At 45.8% G+C, this 6,455-nt stretch carries 5 protein-coding genes; 1 reads left to right on the top strand and 4 read right to left on the bottom strand.

Features of this window, described 5'->3' with window-relative positions; genetic code table 11:
- Positions 1-197: 197 nt before the first annotated feature.
- The gene (locus PN462_RS14720) at positions 198-1,547 is read left to right on the top strand and encodes a TIGR03985 family CRISPR-associated protein (protein ID WP_272129258.1); all 1,350 of its coding nucleotides are present in this window, start codon (positions 198-200) and stop codon (positions 1,545-1,547) included.
- A 218-nt stretch (positions 1,548-1,765) separates the two neighbouring features.
- Here the strand turns inward: PN462_RS14720 and PN462_RS14715 are convergent, their stop codons facing one another.
- The 4 genes from PN462_RS14715 to PN462_RS14700 all read right to left on the bottom strand — a co-directional run bounded on the left by PN462_RS14715 (position 1,766) and on the right by PN462_RS14700 (position 6,328).
- The gene (locus tag PN462_RS14715) at positions 1,766-3,514 is read right to left on the bottom strand and encodes an ABC transporter ATP-binding protein (protein ID WP_272129257.1); all 1,749 of its coding nucleotides are present in this window, start codon (positions 3,512-3,514) and stop codon (positions 1,766-1,768) included.
- Positions 3,515-3,523: 9 nt separating this feature from the next.
- The gene (locus PN462_RS14710; RefSeq protein ID WP_272129256.1) at positions 3,524-3,751 is read right to left on the bottom strand and encodes a DUF2949 domain-containing protein; all 228 of its coding nucleotides are present in this window, start codon (positions 3,749-3,751) and stop codon (positions 3,524-3,526) included.
- A 72-nt stretch (positions 3,752-3,823) separates the two neighbouring features.
- On the bottom strand, positions 3,824-4,561 hold the full coding sequence (locus PN462_RS14705; protein ID WP_272129254.1) for an HAD family hydrolase: 738 nt from the start codon (positions 4,559-4,561) through the stop codon (positions 3,824-3,826).
- 195 nt (positions 4,562-4,756) lie between these two features.
- On the bottom strand, positions 4,757-6,328 hold the full coding sequence (locus PN462_RS14700) for an alpha/beta hydrolase (protein ID WP_272129252.1): 1,572 nt from the start codon (positions 6,326-6,328) through the stop codon (positions 4,757-4,759).
- Between the last annotated feature and the right edge of the window lie 127 nt (positions 6,329-6,455).

The raw sequence follows: 6,455 nt of genomic DNA, 5'->3' as shown, positions 1-6,455 counted from the left end.
GGATTTTTTTTAATCCATTCATTTAATTCTTGAATATATTGTTCTTGTTGACTTTCCATAACAATTTTCCTGAATTCTCGATATTTTAATTTTACTCCATTCTGACCTCTTTGTTTACAACTCCAATAAAAATGCTATATATGGTATTCTAGTTCTTGGAAATAAAATTTTTCCAGCAAGAGGGAGTTTTTTAAACAATGAGTAATCATTCAGCAAATTTCACGAATCGTTTAAACCCACCGCCGACGATTGAGTTCCTCAAACAACTGGCACAAGGGTCTCTGCGCCAAAAGCAGACCTTCCAACGTGCTATTCGTCTTTGGGTGGAGTTACGGTCGCTTTACATTGATGAAACGCCGACGCTCGAAGAACCGTTTACTTTTGCCGAGTGGCGGGATCAGTTTGTCAGTTCTACGCATCCCCGTGGCGATCGCATTCCGGACCTTCATGATCCGGCTTGTCCTTGTGCGAATACGGGCCAAAAATGGTTGTTTCCGCAAACCCAACAGGCCGATCCCCATTGGCAAAAAACCCTGAAACAACAGGAAAATTTCGACGATGAAACCCTGGCGCAATATTTACAGATGCGTCCTTTTGCGGTAACTCGTCGGTCTTTGCAGGGGGATTTACACCGTTTAAGCCAATTGGGTTGGCTGAAGCGGGAACGCAATCGCTATTGGCGCGTCACCTCGCCTCCTCCCGAGTCGATGGTCGCGGTTGAAGTGACCCCCACCCATAGCTTGCGCCTACTTGATCCCAATTTAGAGGAAACCTTAAAAACACTCAATACTCCTTTAGGAGGGTATCCGCGTTCCTTCCTCTATTTGGATTATGATGCACAGCAAGGGCAACAAGATCGGGTGAAGGAATGGCAAGGACTGCTGAAAGAAGCCTGGCAACAAGTGCCAATTCCTCCGGTTCAATTGACCTATCAGAGTGCAGAGTTAAGCGATGCAGCAAAAGTGACGGTTTATCCGGTGTGTTTGTATTATGCCCAGCGATCGCCGTTCCTTTGCGCTTATGGGGAAACCCCCACCGGGAAGCCGGGATGGTATAACTACTGCTTGGATAATGTTGGGGAGTTGAAAGTAGGTTCCGCCGATGAGGACAGTTTACCGGACGTTCTCGCCCAAGGGTATCAACAACAAACCCTCCCTACTCCAGATCAGGTTCAACAAGCGTTAGAGGAAGCCTGGGGCTTTGAATTCTACCGACCCAAGCAATTACTTTTATTACGCTTTGATCGGGAGTTCCATGATAATTCTCTCCAAGACTTGAGTCGTTATCGGACGTTCCAAGGGATTAGTTTAGAGGACGCGCGATCGCTCCTTGAGAAAGAAGCCAGCGCAGACCAAAAAGACGTACTCTTGGCCGCCCTGAAAGATCGGTCTGCCAATGATGTCTATTACCGCGCTTGGTATCGTGAGGGAGACAGCAACGTTATTCAGCGTTTGCGGTCTTGGCGACCCTCTGGGGAAGTCCTACTCCCTGGGGCGTTACGGGAACAAATGCAAGAAGAAGTTTCCCAAGAAAGCCAACTCTACTAAAGGCAAGATCAGTGGATGTAATGGCTAAGTCCTAACCCAACCCAGCCTCCGTTATTTTGACGGGGGCTGGGTTGTTTGTTGTTGTTTATATTGTTGGTTATTTGCTCTTGGTGATCACGGAAGGGGGAAGAAACCGGGTTTCTATCTAAATTGATCATGTTTTGCCACAATTTTGCACAGAAACCCGGTTTCTCAACTGACCAATTCTTAATTACCAACTACTGCAACACTTCCTCCAACTGTTGTTGTTTCCAGAGAGACTGATATAACCCTGTTTGATTGATTAATTCCTCATGAGTGCCAATTTGGACAATTTGCCCTTGGTCCATGACAAAAATTCGGTCTGCTGTGGCCGCTGCCGAGAGTTGGTGAGAAATAAATAACACCGTTTGACCCTCAATTTCCCCGGAAAGCGTCTCTAAAATCTCCGTCGCGGTTTGATTATCGACACTAGAGAGGGCATCATCGAGAATTAATACAGGTGCATCAATTAACAACGCCCGGGCCAGAGAAGTGCGTTGTCGTTGTCCCCCAGAAAGCGTAATGCCCCGTTCTCCCACTAGGGTGTCATACTGTTTGGGGAAATTGAGGATTTCTGGGTGAATTTGCGCTTGTTGGGCTGCATTTTCCACTTCTGGCTGTTCCGCCACCGGGATACCATAGCGGATATTGTCCCGAATTTGGGTACTAAAGAGGAAACTATCCTGGGGGACATAGGCAATGGCTTCTCGTAGGTCCCGTAAACGGATTTTCGTCACATCAAAACCATCGAGAAAGACGATCCCTGGTTCGATATTGAGTAAACGGGGAATGGCATTGGCTAAGGTTGATTTTCCAGACCCCACTGATCCCACAATGGCGATGGTTTCACCGGGTTGGATGGTAAAGTTCAGTTTGTATAAAGCGGGGTTTCGAGAACCGGGATAGGTGTAGGAGAGGTTTTGAACGCTAATTTTGCCTTCGATGAGTTCGGGGGGTAATGCGATCGCATTTTCATCATTTTTAATCTGGGGTTCACTGTTCAACACCGCTTCAATGCGGTCAATACTCACTTCTCCCCGTTGATAGGCGGTAATAGTAAATCCCAGTAAGGCGGTGGGGAAAACTAACCGTTCTACATAAATAATTAAGGTGACAAAATTCCCAATGGTAATTGTACCCGCTTCAATCGCCCCAGACCCTAACCAGAGTAAAAGCACTAAGGATAAATATACCAATCCTTCAATGATGGGAAATAATAAATTGCGGGTTCTGGCTAATTTTAAATTGGCGTTTAATAAACTCTCATTCTTGTCCCCAAAGCCTTTTTTCTCGTTTTCCTCTTGGGCATAAATTTTAATGAGCGAAATGCCACTAATATCCTCTTGAATGAGTTGACTGAGATCGGATAAATTTTCTTGTACTTCTCGCTGTTCATTGCGGAGACGACCACTAAAAAATTGTACTGCCCCCAGCATCAACGGATAGACGGCTAACGCGGCTAAACTCAATTTTGCATTAATGCCTAACATTACTGGAAGGGTTAATGTATAGGCAAATAGGGTATTGGTTAAACTTAAAATCGCAAAGCCTAATAACCGCCGAACATTATCCACATCACTGGTGGCCCGATTAATTAAATCACCAATACTATTGGTGAAAAAATAAGACGGTTCAAGTCTTAAAAGATGTTGAAAAATCTTTTGTTTTAACTCATATTCGACTTGACGACCGATCCCAAAAATGGTAGTGCGAGAAAACATCCGAATTCCCCACATCACCGAAGCTGCTATAACAATTAAAACTACAAATCGTAAAATGCTTTGTAGCGTTAATGCCCCTTGTAACTGATCGACTGCATCGCCAATTAAAAGAGGAATATACACACTAATCACATTGACAATAAATAGGGCAATAATCCCCAAGGCCATCGTTTTCCAATGAGGCCGTAAATAAGTTGCGAGTTTGATCAGTCTTGAATTCACCATAGATTCCGTTCACGCTTTATTGGCAGGTCGCGTGGCCAAAGCCCAACCATTGATTTCCAGCCATTCTAAAATCTTATCTAACTGTTCGAGATTGACCAACCCATACTGCCAAAGAATCATGGGGAAAGAATCGACAGTCAGTTGATGATGACGAGAGACAAACTGAATAGACTCCGAGGGGAGGGCTAATTCTTCTTGTAAAAAGTGAAGCAGACGGGTTGACAATTGGGCAGACATGGGCAGGGGTGGGTAAAGACGAGTTTAGTTTACTGAAAAAAGAGAGTCAAAATCTGCACAAAATCCCTAAAATTACCTTAAAGAATTGAGCCAACCCCATAACGATGAATCCGTGAAATCCCCAATGACTTGTTGGGCCCCGGCCTCGGTGAGACTGCTAGGGGAATGAGTTGACGCAACTCCGATAGTATAAAGTTGTGCAGCGACTGCCGATCGCACCCCTGACGGAGAATCTTCAAAAGCGATCGTTTCTTGATAAGACACTCCCAAGCGGTTTAAGGCTTCTACATAGGGATCAGCGTGGGGTTTCCCGTGAGGCACATCTTCTGCTAAGACGACAACCGGAAAATAATCGGCAAGGTGTAGCGAATTTAACATAAATGTGGCATTTTGGCGAGGGGCATTAGTAACGACGGCCTGTTTTAATTGTCGTTGGGAAGCCCAAGCGAGCATCTGATCCAGTCCAGGTAGGCGTTGTAGCGTTTTTCCCCGTTGCCGAAAGCGATTTTCTTTTTCTGCGGCCAAGTTAATCCCCTCTTGCAGGGGAAGATGGGGAAGGATATCTTGCGCGATCGCAGCATTCATCCGCCCCGAAATACGCTGATCATAAAACTCCCGATCAATTTCCATCCCAATTTCCGACAACACTTCCTGCCAAGTCTGAAAATGCAAGTTATCGGTATTAGTTAATGTACCATCTAAGTCAAATAAAATGGCGGTTATTTGTGGTGAGTTGTTGGTTGTTGGTTGTTGGTTGTTTATTGTTTGTGCTTTGTTGTTAGTTGTCGGTTCGACTTTCTTGTTATCCATTCTTAATTATCCATTAAGGTAAAACACTTTTAAACTAGGTTTCTTCAAATGAAAAAAATACTCTACTCCCTGTTCCCTAATCCCTGTTCCCTAATCCCTGTTCCCTTGCCCTGCGTTAGCGTCCCGTCAGGGGTAGCGAAGCCGAAGGGCTGTTCCTTCCTATCACATACCAATTTAAATACACAACAGACATTATTAATTATTAATCACCCACAACGGCATCTCCTCCTGACTAATACGCTGAGTATAAGCGGAATTGAGATAGGCTTCATAGGGCCTTTCAGATAAGAGATGAGTGCCAAAAAACGCCAAACTGAGAGCTTGCATATACTCATAAGCAATTTTGGGATCAGGGCCGACCACTTGTTCCGGTAATTCCACATCAGCATCCGTTCCCCCCAACGTTGAAAAATGAGTCCCATTTTCTAACAAAATTAAATACTTGTCAGGACTCGTTAGCTGTTGATAGGGCTGAATTTGTTCCGGCAAAGCCGGGGCTACCGTATCATCACTACTGGTGACAACCGCCACCGGAATCTTAATTTCTTCTATCGTGTCCCCAAAAATGCGACTGGTGACAGGATTAATAGCAAAAGCCGCCTTAATTCGTTCATCTCGAAAATTAGTTTGTTCCGAGGAAAGTGTTTGGGCCGGACATTGTAGGAGAATCGAGAGATTGAGAGAATAAGACAAATTACTCTCTTGACAGTCCTGTTGAAGTTGCTCAAAATTGAGACTCGCCCCCGCTAGGGCCAAAGCCGTATAACCGCCAAAAGATTGGCCAATAATGCCCACATTTTGAGTATTCAAGCGATCGCGATAAGTCTGTGCTAATTGATCCAGTAAAAACTTAACATCCAAGGGGCGATCAAGAAACTCCTGGGGAGGGCTAATATCCCGTGCTAACCCGGCGGCCAAAGCTTCGAGTTGTTGGGCATTACTCCCCGAATGTTCCGGCACAGCCACCGCAAAGCCATGAGAGGCTAAATGTTGGGCTAAATAGGCGTAAGTTTGTCGATTGGACCCCAACCCGTGGGAAATGACAATTAGAGGTAACCGACGACTTCCCGTAACTTGGGGGAGATAGAGATCACTAAAAAAAGCCCGACGACGGGCAACATCATTGAGGAGTAGAGTTTCCTTGGTATAGGGGAAATTGGCCGCCTGACCGAGATTGAGGGGAAACTTCCGGTTTGAGGCGTGTTGTGCAGACTGTTGGGCCTTTTCTTGAATCATTGCGATCGCATCCTCCGTTGCCGCGATCCGTTGACTCACCTGATTCAACAACTCAAACGCAAACGCCGAATTAATCTGAATCTCCCGCGTCGGAAACGCCTGAATCACACTTAACGGCGTTAACCCCTCCTCACTGGCCGCCGCCAAAATCAAAGCAGATCGCAACGCATAAAACCCCGACTGGCCTTTTCGCGTTTGAATCACCTGGCCCAACAACTCTAAAATCGCCTCACCCTGCGTCGAATAAAAAAACTGAGACACCGCCACCGCATCGAGATCAGCGCGACTTTTCAACACCTCCCGCAACTGCGCTTGTTGTTCCCAAGTCAAACGACGAGTAAACGGGGCCAAATCCGCCCCCACTTCCCCCTCATAGGCATAATTTTCCAACGATTCCCGATCCAAAGAAAACTCCAGAGGCCCATAACGCAGAAAAATCTCCTCCGCCCCCCAAACGGGACTAACCAGCATCACCCCTAGCTGTAACAGAGTGAGGCCAACCATAGAAAACCACCGTGATACTTGAGTCATGTTTGTTCTTTGTTCTTTGTTGTTTGTTCTTTGTGAAAAAGGGAACAGGGAACAGTAAACAATAAACAATAAACAGTTGTTACTCCCCATCTCCCCCATCTCCCCCATCTCCTCCATCTCCCCCATC

Origin of the sequence: Spirulina sp. CS-785/01 (genome assembly GCF_028330525.1) — a bacterium.
GTDB lineage: Bacteria > Cyanobacteriota > Cyanobacteriia > Cyanobacteriales > Spirulinaceae > JAQMSD01.
Note: the sequence above shows the minus strand (reverse complement) of the source record. Positions and strands in the feature narration are given on the sequence as shown.